General features: G+C 72.3%; 18 protein-coding genes. 14 read left to right on the top strand and 4 right to left on the bottom strand.

The annotated features are described in order from the left end of the window. The first annotated feature begins 81 nt into the window (after positions 1-81). From metG to rsmA, 3 genes are read left to right on the top strand one after another with little or no spacing between them, the layout of a single operon-like run. A complete protein-coding gene (gene metG / locus QRN30_RS04725; protein WP_284760562.1) occupies positions 82-1,650 on the top strand; it encodes a methionine--tRNA ligase in 1,569 nt (522 codons plus the stop codon). Then, a complete protein-coding gene (locus tag QRN30_RS04720; protein ID WP_017886955.1) occupies positions 1,647-2,579 on the top strand; it encodes a TatD family hydrolase in 933 nt (310 codons plus the stop codon). Before metG ends, QRN30_RS04720 begins: the two co-directional genes overlap by 4 nt. Positions 2,580-2,581: 2 nt before the next feature. After that, positions 2,582-3,433 (top strand): 16S rRNA (adenine(1518)-N(6)/adenine(1519)-N(6))-dimethyltransferase RsmA, encoded by an 852-nt coding sequence (gene rsmA / locus QRN30_RS04715; protein WP_140448829.1) that lies wholly within the window; start codon positions 2,582-2,584, stop codon positions 3,431-3,433. 74 nt (positions 3,434-3,507) lie between these two features. On the opposite strand, the gene QRN30_RS04710 is transcribed toward rsmA, so the two are convergent. Next, entirely contained in the window at positions 3,508-4,248 is a 741-nt protein-coding gene (locus QRN30_RS04710) for an SDR family oxidoreductase (protein WP_140448830.1), read from the bottom strand. 101 nt (positions 4,249-4,349) lie between these two features. On the opposite strand from QRN30_RS04710, the gene QRN30_RS04705 reads away from it, so the two are divergent. The 5 genes from QRN30_RS04705 (at position 4,350) to QRN30_RS04685 (ending at position 9,867) form a co-directional block, all read left to right on the top strand. Continuing rightward, positions 4,350-5,192: a helix-turn-helix transcriptional regulator gene (locus QRN30_RS04705; protein ID WP_284760561.1), complete on the top strand. Its 843-nt coding sequence runs from the start codon at positions 4,350-4,352 to the stop codon at positions 5,190-5,192. A gap of 259 nt (positions 5,193-5,451) precedes the next feature. Then, positions 5,452-6,450: an ATP-grasp domain-containing protein gene (locus tag QRN30_RS04700; RefSeq protein ID WP_042540556.1), complete on the top strand. Its 999-nt coding sequence runs from the start codon at positions 5,452-5,454 to the stop codon at positions 6,448-6,450. Between the two features lie 85 nt (positions 6,451-6,535). Next, a complete protein-coding gene (locus QRN30_RS04695) occupies positions 6,536-7,624 on the top strand; it encodes an LLM class flavin-dependent oxidoreductase (protein WP_056070206.1) in 1,089 nt (362 codons plus the stop codon). Continuing rightward, complete coding sequence (locus QRN30_RS04690; protein WP_042540559.1) at positions 7,621-8,925, top strand: O-acetylhomoserine aminocarboxypropyltransferase/cysteine synthase family protein; 1,305 nt, start codon at positions 7,621-7,623, stop codon at positions 8,923-8,925. The genes QRN30_RS04695 and QRN30_RS04690 overlap by 4 nt, the downstream gene beginning before the upstream one ends. Positions 8,926-8,934: 9 nt before the next feature. Then, positions 8,935-9,867, top strand: coding sequence for a 4-(cytidine 5'-diphospho)-2-C-methyl-D-erythritol kinase (locus QRN30_RS04685; protein ID WP_284760560.1), 933 nt, complete (start codon positions 8,935-8,937; stop codon positions 9,865-9,867). Between the two features lie 42 nt (positions 9,868-9,909). Here the strand turns inward: QRN30_RS04685 and QRN30_RS04680 are convergent, their stop codons facing one another. Beyond that, positions 9,910-11,562 (bottom strand): glycosyltransferase family 39 protein, encoded by a 1,653-nt coding sequence (locus QRN30_RS04680; protein WP_262117948.1) that lies wholly within the window; start codon positions 11,560-11,562, stop codon positions 9,910-9,912. A gap of 95 nt (positions 11,563-11,657) precedes the next feature. On the opposite strand from QRN30_RS04680, the gene QRN30_RS04675 reads away from it, so the two are divergent. Genes QRN30_RS04675 through QRN30_RS04650 form a run of 6 tightly spaced genes read left to right on the top strand, consistent with a single transcriptional unit; the run spans position 11,658 to position 16,949 of the window. Next, positions 11,658-12,713: a ThiF family adenylyltransferase gene (locus QRN30_RS04675; protein WP_284760559.1), complete on the top strand. Its 1,056-nt coding sequence runs from the start codon at positions 11,658-11,660 to the stop codon at positions 12,711-12,713. 59 nt (positions 12,714-12,772) lie between these two features. After that, positions 12,773-13,189 (top strand): TOBE domain-containing protein, encoded by a 417-nt coding sequence (locus QRN30_RS04670; protein WP_017888282.1) that lies wholly within the window; start codon positions 12,773-12,775, stop codon positions 13,187-13,189. Continuing rightward, the gene (modA, locus tag QRN30_RS04665; RefSeq protein WP_262159372.1) at positions 13,186-13,995 is read left to right on the top strand and encodes a molybdate ABC transporter substrate-binding protein; all 810 of its coding nucleotides are present in this window, start codon (positions 13,186-13,188) and stop codon (positions 13,993-13,995) included. The genes QRN30_RS04670 and modA overlap by 4 nt, the downstream gene beginning before the upstream one ends. Before the next feature lie 3 nt (positions 13,996-13,998). Next, positions 13,999-14,799 (top strand): ABC transporter permease, encoded by an 801-nt coding sequence (locus QRN30_RS04660; RefSeq protein WP_017888284.1) that lies wholly within the window; start codon positions 13,999-14,001, stop codon positions 14,797-14,799. Beyond that, positions 14,796-15,836, top strand: a complete 1,041-nt coding sequence (locus QRN30_RS04655; protein ID WP_284760558.1) for an ABC transporter ATP-binding protein — start codon at positions 14,796-14,798, stop codon at positions 15,834-15,836. Before QRN30_RS04660 ends, QRN30_RS04655 begins: the two co-directional genes overlap by 4 nt. Positions 15,837-15,848: 12 nt before the next feature. Next, entirely contained in the window at positions 15,849-16,949 is a 1,101-nt protein-coding gene (locus QRN30_RS04650) for a calcium:cation antiporter (protein WP_017888287.1), read from the top strand. A 159-nt stretch (positions 16,950-17,108) separates the two neighbouring features. Here the strand turns inward: QRN30_RS04650 and QRN30_RS04645 are convergent, their stop codons facing one another. Both QRN30_RS04645 and moaA read right to left on the bottom strand, forming a co-directional pair. Then, the gene (locus QRN30_RS04645) at positions 17,109-17,357 is read right to left on the bottom strand and encodes a MoaD/ThiS family protein (RefSeq protein ID WP_042540574.1); all 249 of its coding nucleotides are present in this window, start codon (positions 17,355-17,357) and stop codon (positions 17,109-17,111) included. Positions 17,358-17,360: 3 nt separating this feature from the next. Continuing rightward, on the bottom strand, positions 17,361-18,413 hold the full coding sequence (gene moaA / locus QRN30_RS04640; RefSeq protein WP_284760557.1) for a GTP 3',8-cyclase MoaA: 1,053 nt from the start codon (positions 18,411-18,413) through the stop codon (positions 17,361-17,363).

Genomic DNA, 18,413 nt, shown 5'->3' with positions numbered 1-18,413 from the left:
CACGGGCCTCCCGGACCCGGTTCTCCACAGTCCACCGCCGCACGCGTCATCAGCGTTCGGAGCGCCCGTAGGATGGTCCGCATGTCCGCCGGGTCCTCGTTCAGCATCACCACGCCGATCTTCTACGTGAACGACGTGCCCCACATCGGGCACGCCTACACCGAGGTCGCCGCGGACTTCCTCGCGCGCTGGCACCGGCAGCGTGGTGACGACACCTGGCTGCTCACCGGCACCGACGAGCACGGGCAGAAGATCCTGCGCACCGCCTCGGCGAACGACGTCTCGCCCAAGGAATGGGCCGACCGCCTGGTCAACGACGCCTGGAAGCCACTGCTCGACACGGTCGACGTGGCGAACGACGACTTCATCCGCACCACCGACCAGCGCCACGAGCGTGGCGTGACGGCGTTCCTGCAGAAGCTCTACGACGACGGCTTCATCTACGCCGGTGAGTTCGAGGGCTTCTACTGCGTGGGTTGCGAAGAGTACAAGCAGCCGAGCGACCTGGTGGCCGGCACCGGTGCGTACGAGGGGCAGCAGGTCTGTGCGATCCACTCGATCCCGGTCGAGGTCCTGGCCGAGCGCAACTACTTCTTCCGGATGTCCGACTTCGAGCAGCGCCTGCTCGACCTGTACGAGTCGAACCCGCTGTTCATCCAGCCCGAGAGCGTCCGCAACGAGATCATCTCGTTCGTCAAGCAGGGGCTGCGCGACCTGTCGATCTCGCGCTCCAGCTTCGACTGGGGCATCACGATCCCCTGGGACAGCGACCACGTGCTGTACGTGTGGTTCGACGCCCTGCTCAACTACGTCACGGCGCTCGGCTACGGCACCGACGACGACGAGGCCTTCCAGCGCCTCTGGCCGAGCGTGCACATCGTCGGCAAGGACATCGCCCGGTTCCACGCCGTCATCTGGCCGGCGATGCTCATGGCCGCGGGGCTGCCCGTGCCGGAGCGCGTCTTCGGCCACGGCTGGCTGCTCGTCGGCGGCGAGAAGATGTCCAAGTCGAAGCTGACCGGCATCGCGCCGTCCGAGATCACCGACACGTTCGGGTCCGACGCGTTCCGCTACTACTTCCTGCGCGCCATCACCTTCGGGCAGGACGGCAACTTCAGCTGGGAAGACATCTCGGCGCGCTACCAGGCCGAACTCGCGAACGGCTACGGCAACCTGGCGTCCCGGCTGGTCGCGATGCTGCAGAAGTACTTCGACGGCGAGGTCCCGGCGCGCGGTGCGCTGACCGAGTCCGACCAGGCGATCGATGCCCTGGCCGTCTCGGTCACCGAGCGTGCCGACGCCGCGATCGCCGCCTTCGCCCCGCACGAGGCGATCGCCAGCGTCTGGGAGCTCGTCGACGCCCTGAACGGCTACATCACCGAGCAGGCGCCGTGGGCCCTGGCGAAGGACGACGCCGAGCGCGAGCGCCTCGGCACGGTCCTGACCACCGCGCTCCGCGGCCTCGGCACCGTCACCGTCCTGCTGTCCCCGGTCATGCCGAAGGCGACCGAGAAGCTCTGGGCCTCGATCGGCGCCGGTGGGTCCGTCGCCGAGCAGCAGGTCGACCGCGCGTACGAGTGGCAGGGTGCGTCGCACGTGGTGCCACTGGAGAGCGGGCTGTTCCCCCGGATCGAGCAGGTCTCCGAGTGACCGACGCCGAGTCGCACGTCCGGTCCCGCAGTGACGGGGCGTCCGGGGCCTCGAAGCGCGACCTGACGTACCCGCCGCTGCCCCAGGCGCTCGTCGTGCCGGTGTACGACAACCACACCCACATGGAGATCGCCGACGGTGTCGGCGACGGGGGTGACGGTCCGCTCGAGTACCGCGAGCACCTCGACCGTGCTTCCAGCGTCGGCGTCCGCGGTGTCGTGCAGGTCGGCACGGACCTCGCCACCTCGGAGTGGTCCGCGTCGATCGCCGCTCGGGAGCCCCGGGTCCTGGCGGCCGTCGCGCTGCACCCGAACGAAGCGCCCGTACTGCAGGAACAGGGGCTGCTCGACGAGCACCTCGCCGGCATCGAACGGCTCGCCGCGCTGCCGCGGGTCCGGGCGATCGGTGAGACCGGCCTCGACTTCTTCCGCACCGGCGAGGACGGTCGCGACGCCCAGGTCCGTTCGTTCGAGGAGCACATCCGCATCGCGAAGGAGCACGACCTCGCGCTGACGATCCACGACCGCGATGCGCACGACGCCGTGGTCGAGGTCCTCGACCGCGTGGGTGCCCCGGAACGCACCGTCTTCCACTGCTTCTCCGGCGGACCGGACCTGGCCCGGCTCTGCGCCGAGCGCGGCTGGTACATGTCCTTCGCCGGCACCGTGACGTTCAAGAACGCCGCACTGTTGCGTGAAGCCCTGGTCGTTGCCCCGCGGCACCTGATCATGGTCGAGACCGACGCGCCGTTCCTGACGCCCACCCCGTTCCGTGGTCGTCCGAACGCGCCGTACCTCATCCCGCTCACCCTGCGGTCGATGGCAGACACCCTGGGCACCGATGCCTCGATGCTCGCGGCCCAGATCGCCTCGAACACCGAGCTCGTCTACGGTGCGTGGGACGCCGAGCCCGTGACGGTGGACGAGTAGTCGTGGGTGCCCTGCTCGGCCCGGCAGAGATCCGGGAACTCGCGGCCGAACTCGACGTCACCCCGACGAAGAAGCTCGGCCAGAACTTCGTGCACGACGCCAACACCGTGCGGCGCATCGTGTCCGTCGCCGGCGTCACCCCGTCGGCGCAGGTGCTCGAGATCGGCCCGGGGCTCGGGTCGCTGACACTCGGGTTGACCGAGACCGGCGCCCCCGTCACCGCGGTCGAGATCGACAAGCGCCTGGCCGCCAAACTGCCGTCGACGGTGTCGTCGATGCAGCCCCACGCCAGACTGACGGTCGTGCAGCAGGACGCCATGACCGTCGCCGCCACGGACCTCGACGTCGAGCCGACGCACCTCGTCGCGAACCTGCCGTACAACATCTCCGTGCCCGTGCTGCTGCACCTGCTCGCGACCTTCCCGTCGATCGAGCGGTCGCTCGTGATGGTGCAGGCTGAGGTCGGGTACCGGCTCGCCGCCGGCCCCGGCAGCAAGGTCTACGGTTCGCCGAGCGTCAAGGCCGCCTGGTACGGGTCGTGGAGCACCGCCGGGCTGGTCAGCCGGCAGGTCTTCTGGCCGGTGCCGAACGTCGACAGCGTCCTAGTGGCCTTCGACCGGCACGAGCCCCCGGGTGACGAGCGTCTGCGGTCGCGGGTGTTCACGCTGGTGGACGCCGCGTTCCAGCAGCGGCGCAAGATGCTGCGGCAGAGCCTGTCCGGGGTGCTCGGCGGCAGTGCGCACGCGTCCGAGGTGCTGACGGCGGCGGGCATCGACCCGACCGCCCGGGGCGAGGCGATCGGTGTGGACGACTTCGTGCGGCTCGGGCGGACGGTCCTGGCGGCTGCGGAGTAGTCCGTCCCTCGCCCGGTGACCGCCCCGCCGCGACGCCTGCGTACCAGCTGACCGCGACATTCGAGGCACCCGGGTCAGTGCTCGCGGGACGCCATCATCTCGAGGATCTGCTGGTGGTTGCCGTTCCGCTCGGCGAAGCGCAGCGGGTGCACGTTCTGCACCAGGATCTCCGGTGCAGCACCGGACTCGATGAGCGCCATGACCTCGTCGGCGAAGGCGTCGAGCGGCATCCCACCGAAGTCGGCGCCGCCCATCAGGTCGGTCATGACGGCCGGCGGGGCGAGCTCGAGCACCTCGAGCGACGAACCGACGAGCTGCTGGCGCAGGGCCTGCGTGTAGGCGTGCACACCGGCCTTCGTCGCGCTGTACGTCGGCGACGCGGTGAGCGGGACGAACGCGAGACCGGACGTCACGGTCATCAGGGTGGCCGAGGGCTGGGCGAGCAGGTGCGGCAGGAACGCGTCGATGAGCCGGATCGTGCCGACCAGGTTCGTCTGGACGAGTTCGAGGGCATCGTGGATGTGCCCGGGGTCGCGGAGGTCTTCGTCGCGCATGATCCCCGACATGGTGATCAGGGCATCGAGCGACGGGTAGGCCTCGAGCACCGAGGTGGCAGCGGCTTCGATCGACGACGCATCGGCGACGTCGATCTGCACGGTGCCAAAGCCGTGCTCGGCGGCGAGGGAGTCGAGGAGAGCCTGGCGACGGCCGCCGATGACGACGGTGCTGCCGGCGGCCTGCAGGCGCTGGGCGAGCGCGAGACCGATGCCCGAGGTCGCGCCGGGGATGAAGACGGTGGAGTTCGTGATGTCCATGACCACCACGATGCTCCGCGGACGGGGTCACAACCAGAGCGCGGTCATCGGGGGATCGGCGATCCCTGGCACCTCGCCACGAACCGGACCATGATCGACCCATGGACCGTGCCGCACTCGCCGACTTCCTCCGCCGTCGCCGCGAGCTGCTGCGCCCCGAGGACGTCGGCCTCGGGCAGGGCCCGCGACGCAGGACTCCGGGGCTCCGCCGTGAAGAGGTCGCTGCCCTCGCCGGCATGTCCGTGGACTACTACACGCGACTCGAGCAGCAGCGTGGCCCGCAGCCGTCCGAGCAGATGATCGCCGCGATCGCCCGCGCCCTGCGGTGCAGCCTCGACGAGCGCGACCACCTGTTCCACCTGGCCGGGCAGAACGCCCCGACCCGGATGCACCGCGCCGACCACGTCGACCCGGCGATCCTGCGGGTGCTCGACCGGCTCGAGGACACCCCGGCGATCGTCGTCAGCCACCTGGGCGAGACCCTGGTCGAGAACCGGCTCGCGGCGGCACTGCTCGGGTCGTCCGTCAGCCTGCCCGGCAACGAGCGCTACCAGGCGTGGCGGTGGTTCGTGACCGGGAACGAGCTCGCGAAGTACGCGCCGGAGCAACACGAGCGACTGGCCCGGGTCGTGGTGGCGTCGCTGCGGGCGGCGGTGGGGCTCGCGGGCCCGGGCGATCGTCGGGCGACCGAACTCGTCGCCGAGTTGCAGACGCGCAGCCCCGAGTTCCGCGACCTCTGGGCCAAGCACGAGGTGGCCACCCGCTGGTCGGACAACAAGACCATCGTGCAGCCGGCGCTCGGGCGCATCACCGTCGACTGCCAGGTGCTGCACACCGACGACCAGGCGCAGGCACTGCTGTTGTTCACCGCGCCTCCAGGATCAGAGGACGCGCAGAAGCTCGAGCTCCTCGGCGTCGTCGGACAGCAGACCTTCGCCGGCTGACGACCTCGCACGGTGCGCGTTCGCTCGGCTCGTGCGAGTTTGGTCGACCCCGCACGGTGCCAGGTTGGTGAGCCCGTGCATCGTCGACCGCTTGGTGCCGCCTTACAGTCCGCCACCGAGCGACCAACCTCGCACCGACCGGACAAGCGCGCACCGTGCGACCCGCCCCGCCCGCCCGACCCGCACCGCCCCGCCGCCGAGAAGCAACGCCGCGTCACACACTTGGCCGCGTGCGGTATACCGTGCCTAGGGTGGGGGCGTGAGCACTCCGCGCGTGTACGTCATCCACGAGAACCCCGAGTGGTTCCCGCCGCTCGCCGCCGCCTTCGAGGCCGAGGGCGTCCCGGTCGAGGAGATCCTGCTGACCGAGGGGCAGATCGACCTCGCGGCCGAGCCGGCACCCGGCGTGTACTGGAGCCGCATGTCCGCGAGCTCCCACACCCGCGGCCACGAGCACAGCAAGGAGTACACCCGCGCCGTCCTCGGGTGGCTCGAGCGAGCGGGTCGCCAGGTCGTCGGCGGCAGTCACGTGCTCGAGCTCGAGGTGTCGAAGGTCGCCCAGCACGGCCTCCTGCAGCAGGCCGGCTTCGACGTGCCCCGCACCACCGCCGTGTTCGGCACGACGACGCTCAAGCAGGCGGCGAAGGACTTCACGAACGGCCAGGACGTCCCGTTCATCACGAAGCACAACCAGGGCGGCAAGGGCCTGGGCGTGCGGCGCTTCGACTCGCTCGCCGAGTTCGACGCCTACGTCGACAGCCCCGAGTTCGAGGCCCCGGTCGACGGCATCACGCTGCTGCAGGAGTACCTGACGGCTCGCGAACCCTTCATCACCCGCGTCGAGTTCGTCGGCGGCGAGTTCGTCTACGCCGTCCGTGTCGACACCAGCGCCGGCAGCTTCGAACTGTGCCCCGCCGACGCGTGCGAGGTGCCCCAGGCCATTGCCGGCGCCGTCTGCGACGTGCCCGGTACCGAGACCGCCGGTGCGCCCCCGGCGTTCGCCGTCCGGACCGAGATCACCGCTGGCCACCCGCTGGTCCAGCAGCTCCGCACGTTCCTCGCCGACCAGCGAATCACCATCGCGGGCGTCGAGTTCATGGAGACGACGGACGGCCGCACCGTCGTCTACGACATCAACACGAACACGAACTACAACCCTGCTGTCGAGGAGTCCGCGCCGGCCTCCGGCCCGCGCTCCATCGCGAAGTACCTCGGCGGCCTGCTGGCGGCCGAGTACGCCGCAGAGCTCACGGCCTGAGACCGCAAGGACCACCGGACTGGAGGCCCGTGGCGGGCCCGCCACGGGCCTCCAGTCCCCTTTCCCACACCCCCAAGGAACCCACGTGCGATTCGGATACTGGACCCCGCTCTTCGGCGGCTGGCTGCGCAACGTCGACAACGAGAACATGCCGGTCACCTTCGACTACGTGAAGCGCCTGGCGCAGCGCGCCGAACGGATCGGCTTCGACCTGACGCTCGTGCCGGAGCTCAACCTCAACGACATCAAGGGCACGGCGGCGCCCTCGCTCGAGGCGTGGTCCCTCGCGGCGGCCATCGCGGCGACGACCGAGCGCCTGGAGATCATGGCGGCGATGCGTCCCGGCTACCACCTGCCCGCGGTGACGGCGAAGCAGGCGGCGACGATCGACGACATCTCGTGCGGCCGGTTCACCTTCAACGTCGTGAGCGCCTGGTGGGCGGAGGAGGCGAAGCAGTACGGCGGGATCTTCTCGGAGCACGACGACCGGTACAAGCGCACCGCGGAGTTCGTCGAGGTCATGAAGGGCCTGTGGCGCGAGACCCCGTACTCGTTCTCGGGTGAGTACTACGACATCGAGAACGCCCACCTCGAGCCGAAGCCCCGCGTGACGCCGCGCATCTACGCCGGTGGTGAGAGCGAGGCCGGCAAGGCCGCGATCACCGGGTACGCCGACGCCTACCTGACCCACGGCGGCACGGCCCCGGAGCTCCGCGCGAAGATCGACGAGATGAAGCGCCGCCGCGTCGACGCCGGGCTGCCGCCGTTCGAGGCGTTCGGCATGGCCGCCTACGTCATCGTCCGGGAGACCGAGGAAGAGGCGCAGGCCGAGCTCGCCCGGATCACCGACGTGCAGCACGGCACGGCGTACGAGTCGTACCAGGACTTCATCTCGAAGTCGCAGCTCGAGCACGTGCCCTCGCTCGAGGACTACTCGGTGTCGAACCGCGGCCTGCGCCCCGGGTTCGTCGGCACCCCCTCGCAGGTGGCCGACCGCATCAAGGAGTTCGAGGACGCCGGCGTCGACACGCTCCTGCTGCAGTTCTCGCCACAGCTCGAGGAGATGGACCGGTTCGGCGAGCAGGTCATCCCACTCGTCCGGCCGACGGCCCCGACGCCGACGACGGCCCCGACCACCCCGACCGCCGCGGGTGTCTCGGAGCCGGTCTCGTGAGCACCGAGGACGGCTGGGCCTTCGAGACCCGCCAGATCCGCGCCGGCTTCAAGGCCGACCCGGGCTGGGGCGCGAACGTGCCGCCGATCGCACAGAGCGCCGCGTACGTGTACCCCTCGGGCGAGGACGCGGCCGCGCGCTTCATGCTCGACGCCCCCGGCCACACCTACACGCGGGTCAACAACCCGTCGGCGGCAGCGCTCGAGCGCCGGATCGCCGACCTCGAGGGCGGGATCGGCGCGCTGGCGCTGGCGTCCGGGCAGGCGGCGACCTCGCTGGCCGTGCTCGGTGTCGCACGCGCCGGCGACCACGTGGTGTCGAGCGCCTCGCTGTACGGCGCGACCTACACGCTGTTCGCGTCGACGCTGCGGGACCTCGGCCTCACCTTCACGTTCGTGCAGGACCCGACCGACCTGTCCGAGTGGGCGGCGGCGGTGCGTCCGGAGACGAAGGCGTTCTTCGGCGAGTCCATCCCGAACCCCCGCGGGGACGTCCTGGACTTCGCCGGGGTCTCCGGCGTCGCGCACCGGGCAGGTGTCCCGCTCATCGTCGACAACACCATCGCGACGCCGTACCTGGTCCGCCCGATCGAGCACGGTGCCGACATCGTCGTGCACTCGGCGACGAAGTACCTGGCCGGACACGGCAGCGCCATCGCCGGGCTCATCGTCGACAGCGGGAACTTCGACTGGGCGGCCCACGCGGACGCCTACCCGCAGCTGGCCACGGCCGAGCAGTCCGGGTTCGCGAACACGAACTTCGCCGAGAAGTTCGGGCGGCGGGCGTTCATCCAGCGCACCCGCTCGAAGCTCTCCGCCGACCTCGGGCCCGCGATCGCACCGTTCAACGCGTTCCTGGTGCTGCAGGGCGTCCAGACCCTGTCGCTCCGCATGGACCGGCACGTGTCGAACGCCGCCGCCGTGGCCACCTGGTTGGACGCGCACGACCAGGTCGAGCACGTGCACTACGCCGGCCTGCCGGACTCGCCGTGGCACCACCTGCAGCAGCGCTACGTGCCGAAGGGGCCGTCGGCGGTGCTGTCGTTCGACCTGGCCGGCGGGGTCGCTGCAGGCCGGCGGTTCGTCGCGGCGCTCGAGCTGTTCGACCACGTCTCGAACCTCGGGGACGTCCGCTCGCTCGTCGTGCACCCGGCATCGACCACCCACGTGCAGATGACCTCCGCCGAGCGGGCGGCCGCCGGGGTGGGGGACGGACTCATCCGCCTGTCGATCGGCCTGGAGCACATCGACGACATCACCGCCGACCTGGCGCGGGGCTTCACGGCAGCTGCAGCGGGATAGGTTGGGGGCATGACCACGTTGGCCGCCCCGACCCGCGTGCGGACGCGCGCCCCCGGCAAGATCAACGTGTTCCTGTCCGTCGGGGCGCTGCAGGACGACGGCTACCACGACGTCGCCACGGCGTACCAGGCCGTGTCCCTGTACGAGGACGTCACCGCCGAGGCCGCCGACGACTTCTCGGTCACCTTCACCGGCCCGATCGACACGCGTGCCGTGCCGGTCGACGAGTCGAACCTGGCGATCCGTGCGGCCCGGCTCGTGGCCGACGCGGCCGGACACCGCGGTGGGGTGCGGCTGACCATCGACAAGCAGGTGCCCGTCGCCGGCGGCATGGGCGGTGGCTCCGCAGACGCGGCCGCGACCCTGCTCGCGGTCGACACGCTCTGGGGCACCGCGCTCGGTCGCGAGGAGCTGCTCCGGCTCGGCGCGCAGCTCGGCGCCGACGTGCCGTTCGCCTTCGCCGGCGGCACCGCCGTGGGCACCGGGCGCGGTGACGAGCTGAGCCCGGCGCTGGCCAAGGGCGAGTTCCACTGGGTCCTCGCCCTGAGCGACGACGGCCTGTCGACCCCCGCCGTCTACCGTGCGCTCGACGAGCACCGGGAGCGGTACCGCGCCGACATCTCCCCGGCGCCCTCGCACCCCGTGGTCGAGGCGAACGTGCTGCAGGCCCTGCGCGCCGGCGACCCCGACCTGCTCGCGGACTGCGTGCACAACGACCTGCAGGCGCCCGCCATGCGGCTGCAACCGCGGCTCGCGGCGACGCTGGAGCTCGGTGAGAAGTCCGGTGCCCTGGCCGGCCTGGTGTCCGGCAGCGGCCCGACCGTGGCGTTCCTGGTCGGTGACCGCGACGCCGCGCTCGAGCTGCAGGTCGAGCTCAGTGCCGCAGGGCTCGTCGCACTCCGTGCCACCGGACCGGTGCACGGCGCACGCGTGGTGCACTGACCCGACGCTCGACCCGGTCGGCCGACGGTCGGCGTCCCACCGTCAGCGGCTGTACTTCCAGAGGATGACCGTGCCGGTGTGCCAGTAGCGCACGACGTGGAAGCCCTGAGCCACGAGCGTCTCGGTGACCTGCGGCCGGATGTTCCGTGACTTGCCGCCGACGAACCACACGGTGTCGATGCCGGAGAGCCGCGCGGGTACCGTCTCCGCGACGTCGCCGTTGACGTCCCAGAGCTGCCCGCGTGCGGCGCCGGTCTCCGTGACGGCGAGGTCCCGCATGCCGGTGAACGCGTCGGGGTAGGTGTCGGCGATGACCTGCGCGGTGGTGGTCGGGTGCCCCCAGACGCTGCCGAAGACGACGCCCTCTTCCTGGTCCGTGCGCCAATCCCGCTCACGATCGATGATCGCCGCCGCGTTCGCCCAGTGCGAGTCCTGCTTGGCGTGGGGCAGGCGGACGGTCGTGCTCGTCGGCGCCGACACCAGCAGCATGCCGACGACCGCGAGCGCCACCCACCGGCGGGGACGGATCGCGGTGATCGCCAGGCCGATGAGCAGCGCGACGAACGGCAGGCTCAGGCTGGCGTACTTCGGCGTGTACAGGTGCTCGCCGGCCGCGGTCGCGCCGACCAGCAGCGCGGTGGGCAGGATCGTCAGCGGGACTGCGACGCGGACCGCCTGCATGCGCAGCGCTTCACGGGCCGCGGGGGCGGGGCCCCGGGACGCGCGGACGGCGAGCACGACGGCGACGCCCATCAGGACCCACCCGAGCGCCGCGTACGGCCACACGGCCCCGAACCAGGCGGTCGCGACGACCTGTCGCACCGTCGCCCAGCCGACGCCGGTGATCCAGCCGACCTGCTTGGCCTGCCCGGCCGCCAGGACGATGAACGGTGACACCACGAGCGCGGCCCCGACGGCGGCGACGCCCCAGCGGACGAACGCCGCGCGGTCCACCATCGGCGCCGGCACCGGACCGGTGCGCTCGGACAGCACGGCGTCGCGCCGCGCGGCACGATCCGCGACGGCCGTCCAGAGCAGCACGACCCCGTGCGCGACGACGGCCAGGGCCAGGTACACGTTGAACAGCACGGCCAGCACGGCGAGCAGCCCGTAGACGACCCACCACCGGGTCGCGTGGTGCCCGGACCGGCTGCGTCGGACCGCGGTGATGCCGACCAGGGTCAGCGCGACGGCGAAGGTCGTGACGGTGGCGTACGGGCGTCCTTCGCCGCCGGCCCAGGCGACGCGGGGCAGCAGCAGGAACACGATGCCGGAGACGACGCCCAGGCGGACGCCACCGAGCCGCCGGCCCAGGGCGACGACGAGTCCGGCCGACACCCCGATGGCGAGTGCGCTCGGGAACCGCAGGGTGAAGGGGGAGTACCCGACCAGGGTGAACCACACGTGCATCACCGCGTAGTACAGACCGTGCACCGCGTCGACGTTCTGCAGCTCGGCCCAGAGCGCCGGCCAGCTCCGCTGTGCGCTCGCGACGGTCGCGGCCTCGTCGTACCAGACCGACGGCACCCAGGCGAAGGCGGCCACGACGACGACACCGAGCGCGCCGACGGTGATCTCGGGCGTCCGTGCGAGGGCCCGGACAGCGGCGACGACGAGCGCCCAGGCGCGTGCGCGCACCGACGAAGCCGACGTCGTGCGTCGGATCGGGACGGTGCCGGTACGCGGGGAACTCACGCCCGCGACCGTACCGATCTGCTCTGGGGATCCGCCGCGTCCGGGCGCTGAACTCTCACATGCACGAGTTCGGTGCGACGGGCCAGAATGACGGGATGGAACCCCTCGTCGCCCCTGTCTCCGCGCTGTCCCCGGGGCGGGCGCAGCTCGGTTCGCGCACCGCGGCGCTCGCCGACGTCGGGACGACCGGGCTGCGACGCCTGGCCACATCGCGCATCCTCGTCGTCGGGGCCGGCGGGCTCGGGGCGCCGGTGGTCGCGTACCTCGCCGGGATCGGTCGGCTCACGGTCGTCGACCCGGACGTCGTCGACGCCTCGAACCTGGCCAGGCAGACGCTCTTCACGGCGGCCGACGTCGGCTCGCCGAAGGCGCGGGTCGCGGTCGCCCGGGCCGTCGCCGTCGACCCGGAACTCGACGCGGTCGCGGTGGTCGGGTCGTTCACGCCGGACCTGGTCGCCGGGCACGACGTCGTGGTCGACGCCGCCGACTCGGTCGTGGTCACCCGCGCCGTCTCGGACGCCTGCGCCGCAGCCGGTGTGCCCTTCGTGTGGGGCACCGTGCTCGGCCACGACGGGCAGGTCAGCGTCTTCCGCGACGCCGGACGAGACGGTGTCGACTTCCACGACCTGCACCCCGACGCCCTGCCGGACGAGGGGTCGTGCGCCCTCGACGGGGTCGTCCCCGCCCTGTGCGGTGCGGTCGGCGCGGTGATGGCCGGGCAGGTCCTCGCGCTGGTCACCGGCACCGGCGACCCCCTGCTCGGCCGCGTCCTGACCGTCGACGCCCGCCGCTGGCGCTGGACCGAGAGCCCCGTCCGTCGCGGCCCCGCCTCGCGTCGCCCGGCAACCGCTGCCGCCGCCACGCCGCCGCGCATCGCGCCGTCCGCCCTGGCCGCCCGGGTGGCGGACCCGGCGGACCCGCTGGTCGTCGTCGACGTCCGGACCGCCGAGGAACGCGCGGCCGGCGTGGTCGCCGGTGCCGTCACCGACGACACCGGCGGGGACGAGGTCGTCGTCTACTGCGCACGCGGACCCCGTGCGGACGCATGGGCGGCCAGACAGCCGGCCGGGAGGCTCGTGGCGGTGCTCGACGGCGGGTTCGAGGCCTGGCGTCGCGAGGGGCTGCCCGTGGCGATCGAGCACCGGTCCTGACCCAGCCCGGTCACCAGCACTGCCCTGGCCGCCGCATCCGCGGCTAGGATCGGTGGATCATGACGCAACTGCGGGTACGGGACGCTGCGGCCTTCCTCGGGATCAGTGACGACACCGTGCGTCGGCTCGTCGACGGCGGCACCTTCACCCGCGCCACGGACGACGCGGGGCGGGCGGTGGTCGACGGGCGCGAGGTCGCTGCGTACGCCCGGGAACGCAGCTCCGAGCTGACCGACCCGGCAGCGGCGGTGACGAGCTCGGCCCGCAACCGCTTCGTCGGGATCGTCACCGACCTGGTCGTCGACACCGTGATGGCGCAGGTCGAACTGCAGTGCGGCCCGCACCGGGTGGTGTCCCTGATGAGCGCCGAGGCCGTCCGCGACCTGGGGCTCGAGATCGGGTCCGTCGCGGTGGCGTCCGTGAAGGCCACGATGGTCGCGGTCGAGGCGCCCACCCGACACGAGGACGAGCGATGAGTCGTCGTCGCCTCCGGTCCGCCGCCGCACTGGCCCTCGCGGTCGCCGTCTCGACCGGGCTCGCCGCCTGCACCGCTGCGGACACGGGCCCGGGCGCGTCGACGCCGTCGGGCTCCGGGACCGAGGGACCGACCGGCTCGATCACCGTCTTCGCCGCGGCGTCGCTCCAGCAGACCTTCACGACCCTGGGCAAGGAGTACGAGCAGGCGCACCCCGGCGCCTCGATCCGGTTCTCGTTCGCCGGGTCGAGTGACCTCGTGAGCCAGATCCAGAACGGCGCTCCCGCCGACGTGTTCGCGTCGGCGGACGAGGCGAACATGGCGAAGCTGTCGTCGGACGACCTGGCGAGCGGATCGCCGCAGGACTTCGCCACGAACACGCTCGAGATCGCGGTCGCACCCGGCAACCCGAAGGGCATCTCGGGGCTCGACGACCTGCGCGCCCGGGGGGTGCAACTCGTCACGTGCGCCGCCCCCGTGCCGTGCGGTACCGCGGCCGCGAAGGTCGAGCGAGCCGCCGATGTCGACCTGCGCCCGGTCAGCGAGGAGCAGTCCGTCACCGACGTCCTCGGCAAGGTGGAGTCCGGGCAGGCTGACGCCGGGCTGGTCTACGTGACCGACGTGCGCGGCGCGGACGGCAAGGTCGACGGCGTGCCCTTCGTCGAGTCCGGGGACGCCGTCAACACCTACCCGATCGGCGTGCTCCAGCAGTCCGCCGACCCGGAGCTCGCGAAGGCGTTCGCGGAGTACGTCCGCTCCACTGACGGGCAGCGCGTGCTGTCCGCCGCGGGCTTCGGGAAGCCCTGACCCGTGGCGCCGCGCACTGACGGACGGCCGCCGGTCGCGTGGTGGCTCCCGCTGCCCGCGGTGCTCGGCGGACTGTTCGTCGTCGTGCCGGTGCTCGCGATGCTCGGTCGGGTGGACTGGTCGTCGTTCGTCGGGCTCGTGACCTCCACCGCGTCGCTGACCGCGCTCGGGCTCAGCCTCGGCACGGCGCTCGCGGCCACCGGGGTCGCGTTCGTCCTCGGGTACCCGCTCGCCGTGCTGTTCGCGCGGTCACGCTCACGCTGGGTCGGTGTCGCACGGGCGGTCGTGCTCCTGCCGCTCGTGCTGCCGCCGGTGGTCGGTGGCCTCGCGCTGCTCGCGGCCTTCGGTCGGCTCGGGGTGGTCGGAGCGTTCCTCGACGACCACGGGCTGCACATCGCGTTCACCACGACCGCGGTGGTCATCGCCCAGACCTTCGTCGCGATGCCGTTCCTGGTGTCCTCGGTCGAGGGAGCGCTCCGTGTCGAGGGCGACCGGTACGAGCGGGTCGCCGCGACCCTGGGCGCCGGGCCGACCCGGACCTTCCTGACCGTCACGACGCCGCGGGTCCTGCCGGGGATCGTGTCCGGGCTCGTGCTCTGCTTCGCCCGGGCACTCGGCGAGTTCGGCGCGACCCTGACCTTCGCCGGCAGCCTGCAGGGGGTCACCCGGACCCTGCCGCTCGAGGTCTACCTGCAGCGCGAGGTCGACCCGGACACCGCGGTGGCCCTGGCCGTCGTGCTCGTGGTGGTCGCCGTCGTGGTCATCGGGGCGTCGTCGATCCGCACCCGCGGAGCACTGGCGTGACGGGCGCGGAAACCGTGGCCGTCCGGGCGCACGTCGTCGTCGGGTCGCGGGACGTCGACGTCACGATCGAGGTCCGTGCGGGGGAGTGCGTGGCGGTCATCGGGCCGAACGGTGCCGGCAAGTCCACGGTGCTCGAGGCCCTGGCCGGACTGCTGCCGATCGACGCCGGCCGGATCGAACTCGACGGCGTCCGGGTGTCGGACCCTCGGCACACCGTCCCCGCGCACCGCCGCCGGACCGGGCTCGTCGCACAGCGGCCCGACCTGTTCCCGTTCCTCGACGTCGTCGGGAACGTCGCCTTCGGACCCCGTGCCGCCGGCGCCGGTCGCGCCGCCGCCCGGGAGCGTGCCCGCGATGCGCTCGACGCCGTCGGGGTCGCCGACCTGGCCGCCCGCGACCCCCGGACGCTCTCCGGCGGTCAGGCGCAGCGCGTCGCGATCGCCCGCGCGCTCGCCACCGACCCCGCGGTGCTGCTGCTCGACGAACCGACCTCGGCGCTCGACGTCGGCGCGCAGGACGAGGTCCGCGCAGCGCTCCGGACCGCGGTCGCCGGCCGGCCCGCCGTGCTCGTCACCCACGACCCGGTCGAGGTCGTCGCCCTGGCCGACCGCGTCGTCGTGCTCCAGGGCGGTCGGGTCGTCGAGCAGGGCACCCCCGCGGCCGTGCTCGGTCGTCCGACCAGCGCGTTCGCCGCGACGTTCTCCGGGCTCGCGCTGGTGCGCGGGACCGCCACCGGGGGTGGGATCGCGATCGACGGCGGGGGCGCGCTGACGTCGGGGACGCACGCCGTGCCTCCCGGCCGGCCCGCCCTGGCCGCCTTCCACCCGACGGCCGCCGTGCTGACGCGGGACGGCGCCGGAGCCGCGCGCACCGTCTCGTCGCTCGAGCCGCGCGACGGACTGGTCCGCGTCCGCGCCGGCGACCTGGTGGCGGACCTGACGCTCGCCCGGCTGACCGCGCTCGGCATCGTCCCCGGCGACGCGGTGCGCATCGACGTCCCCGCGGCCGAGGTGGCGGTGTACGCGCCCCGCGGTTGAGACAATGGTCCGATGACCTCCTGGTTCCCCAAGGTGTGGCCCGTGGCCACGCCGATCCTGGCGGCCGTCGTGCTCGCGTTCTCGTACGGCCGCTACGGACTCGGCACCGCCGTGGTGGTCGTCGTCGCCGTCGTGCTCGCGGTCACGGTGCTCGCGGCCGTCCACCACGCCGAGGTCGTCGCGCACCGGGTCGGGGAACCGTTCGGGTCGCTCGTGCTGGCCGTCGCCGTGACGATCATCGAGGTCGCGCTCATCATCTCGCTGTCGAGCTCCGGCGGTGCGCAGGCCGAGACCCTGGCGCGCGACACCGTGTTCTCGGCGGTGATGATCACGATGAACGGGCTCGTCGGCCTCGCGATCCTGATCGGGACCCTGCGGCACAACACCGTGCGCTTCAACCAGGAGGGCGCGAGCGCCGCCACCATGACGGTGGCCGCGCTCGCCGTGCTGACCCTGGTGCTGCCGACGTTCACCACCGGCACCGACGACGCGTCCTTCACCGGCACGCAGCTGGTGTTCGTCGCGATCGCGTCACTCGTGCTCTACGGGTTGTTCGTCGTCACGCAGACCGTGGCGCACCGCGACTTCTTCCTGCCGGTCAACCGTGCCGGCGGGGTGCTCGTCGAGTCCGAGGACGCCCACGCCGCACGCCCGTCCGGCCGCACCACGATGGTGTCGCTCGGGTTGCTCGTCGTCGCGCTCGTCGCCGTGGTCGGACTCGCCAAGGTGGAGTCGCCCGCGATCGAGGCCGGGGTCGCCGCCGTCGGGTTCCCGCCGTCGTTCGTCGGTGTCGTCATCGCGCTGCTCATCCTGCTGCCGGAGGGCATCGCGGCGTCGAAGGCCGCCGCACGGAACCGGATCCAGACGAGCCTGAACCTGGCGATGGGGTCCGCGATGGCGTCGATCGGGCTGACGATCCCGTCGATCGCGGTCGCGTCGCTGTTCATGCCGGGGACCCTGCTGCTCGGGCTCGGGCCGTCGCAGATCGTGTTGCTCGCGTTGACGATCGTCGCGGCGGTGCTCACGGTGCTGCCCGGTCGTGCGACGCGACTGCAGGGCGGGGTGCACCTGGTGATCTTCGCCGCGTTCATCGTCCTGTCCGTCTCGCCGTAGGGCGCGGGCGGGGCGGGCGCGGGGCGGGAGCCTGGTCGTTCCGGGCGTGCCTGGTCGAATCGGGCGTACCTGGTCGGAAGTTCGCACCAGGTATGCCCGGAAGCACCAGGCATCGCGGGTGTTCTGGGAAGGAACGGGCGCGCCGCTCAGCCGCCGAACTCAGCCCCCGGCGAAGGGCGGCATGACGTCGACGACCTCCACGCCCGACAGCGAGGTCGCCCGGTCGCGCGTGGTCACACCGTCGACCAGGTACGAGCAGCGCTCCTGCAACGCACTCCAGCGCGCAGGGTCTGCCACGGCAGCCGTGTCGATCGCTCCGAGGGCCGCGTCGATGGTGGCGCCCGACGTGGTCAGCGAGTCGACACCCACGGCAGCCCGGGCCGCGGCGAAGAACCGGATCGTGGTCATGGCTCAGCCGCCGATCGCGCTCATGCCGCGGGTCGGGTGCACGAGCTCGTCGCTGTCGTCACCGTGGTCGCGGGGCTTCGCCCACATCGCGAGCCGCCACAGCTCGGCGACCTGGTCGTCGTCTGCCCCGGAGCGCATCGGCCCGAGCACGTCGGTCTCCTCGTCGGAGAACAGGCAGCTGCGCACGTGGCCGTCGGCCGTGAGCCGGGTGCGGGTGCAGTCGGCGCAGAACGACTCGGTGATGCTCGCGATGATCCCGACGGTGCCGAGCGGTTCGCCGGTGACGGCATCGTGCACGCGGTACCGCTCGGCCGGGGCGCCGTCGCGCGGGGCGTCGTCCGGCGTGAGCACGAACGACGTCGCCAGCAGCGCGCGGGTCTCGGCCGCGGTGATCATCTCGGTGCGGTCCCAGGCGTGGTCGGGGTCGAGCGGCATCTGCTCGATGAACCGCAGCTCGTAGCCACGCTCCAGGCACCAGCGGAGGAGCTCCGGGGCGGCCTCGTCGTTGATCCCGCGCAGCAGCACCGCGTTCACCTTGATGTCGAGCCCGGCGTCGTGCGCGGCCGACAGCCCGGCGATGACCTTGTCGAGGAACGGGCGGCGGGTCACGGTGGTGAAGACGTCGGGGTCGACGGTGTCGAGTGACACGTTCACGCGCCGCAGTCCGGCGTCGTACAGGCCCTGGGCGCGGTGGGCCAGGCCGATCGCGTTCGTGGTGAGCGACAGCTCCGGGGCGTCGGGCAGCGCGGCGCACCGGGCGATCACGTCGACCAGGTCGTGCCGCAGCATCGGCTCGCCGCCGGTGAACCGGACCTTGCGGACACCGAACCGCGCCGAACCGACCCGGACCAGCCGCTCGATCTCGGTCGCCGTCATCAGGGCCTCGTCGGGGGCGAACGGCAGCCCGGCGGCGGGCATGCAGTACGTGCAGCGCAGGTTGCAGCGCTCGGTGAGCGACACCCGCAGGTCGACGGCGCGACGCCCGAAGCGGTCGACGAGCCCGGTGGGAGCCGGGTCCACGGAGCCGGTCGTGCCGAGCAGGGTCGCGGGTGCCAT

Source organism: Curtobacterium sp. MEB011 (assembly GCF_030209655.1).
Lineage (GTDB): Bacteria > Actinomycetota > Actinomycetes > Actinomycetales > Microbacteriaceae > Curtobacterium > Curtobacterium poinsettiae.
The sequence above is the reverse complement of the archived record's forward strand: the minus strand, read 5'-3'. Positions and strand labels throughout refer to the sequence as shown.